This is a genomic window from Aliivibrio sifiae, assembly GCF_002954705.1.
Classification (GTDB): domain Bacteria; phylum Pseudomonadota; class Gammaproteobacteria; order Enterobacterales; family Vibrionaceae; genus Aliivibrio; species Aliivibrio sifiae_A.
In genome coordinates, this window is the sequence record NZ_MSCO01000002.1 from 908,473 (window position 1) to 909,579 (window position 1,107).

At 39.6% G+C, this 1,107-nt stretch carries 2 pseudogenes; one reads left to right on the forward strand and one right to left on the reverse strand.

The features are described 5' to 3' along the window. Positions 1-206: 206 nt before the first annotated feature. A pseudogene (locus BTO22_RS15065) lies at positions 207-404 on the forward strand (transposase); the annotation flags it as partial. 376 nt (positions 405-780) lie between these two features. Here BTO22_RS15065 and BTO22_RS20245 read toward each other — a convergent pair. After that, a pseudogene (locus BTO22_RS20245) lies at positions 781-1,107 on the reverse strand (transposase); the annotation flags it as partial.

Genomic DNA, 1,107 nt, shown 5'->3' on the forward strand with positions numbered 1-1,107 from the left:
TCTATTCAGTGCATCGCCAGACTGCTCAATCTCTCCACAGGGTTCTTAATGACAAGGGCGCGAAGCGTATATTTCCCCTTGTCATTAATTGATTTGCAGGAAGTGCACGACGCACTGGGTAGCGGTAACTCAAAGAGGATGAATGATGCACTAAACCAAGCCCATGCGTAGTTCATTTGCCCCAAAGCAGTGAAAACCCTTGATAGGAGTGGTTGATGAATGATGTGCTCGTTTGCTATTTACCACCGTACTCTCCAGAGCTCAATATCATTGAGATATTGTGGAAGAAAGTAAAATATGAATGGTTACCATGTGAAGCGTTCAAAACGTTTGAAGGCCTCAGTATTAACATCAAAAACATATTAAATTATTACGGCGAAAAATTCACAATAACTTTTGCGTGACTACTTAAAAATAGTTTCACTGTATTGGCGTAATTAACATGACTGGAAAAAATACGGTTCGTGTGGGTATAAAAGAATATGCCAAGCGTACATAATTAAAAAGTATGAAATTTATGGATATACGTCATTAGATAAATTATCCGAGTGGAACCGGTTAGTACCAAAGCGGCAAGAGGGAGGATTTTCCTGTAGAAAAAAATCTCAATATATTAATCCGCTTGATGGTGTAATGGTCAACAAAAACCGGACACCAAACTTACATAAAATAGCCAAAGAAATGTACGGTGATCTAAGCAACCGTCTCACTGTTGGTGAATGGGCAAAACACTTTGCCATGAGTGAAAGAACGCTATCAAGATTATACCAATTCCGTTAATTAACTTGTCAACTTTAACCAATCTCTAAAGCAGAGTGAGATGACTCTGCTTTTATCTTTACAAAACCGATTCCACGCTCCACATAATGTCTCTACAATATCGTCATAGTTTTCGAAACACCTATTGGCTACTTCATTTTGACGGAGCCAGCTCTATACCTGTTCTATAGGGTTAAGTTCGGGAGAATAAGGTGGGATATGAATGATGGTGAGGTTCTCAAATTCATCTGCAAGATAGCTCTGGTGCCAACTCGCTTGATCCATGATCACAACAGCATGCTTGCCAGTTGGTGTGGCTTGAGAAATTAATCTGAGTTGCTCTTTCAC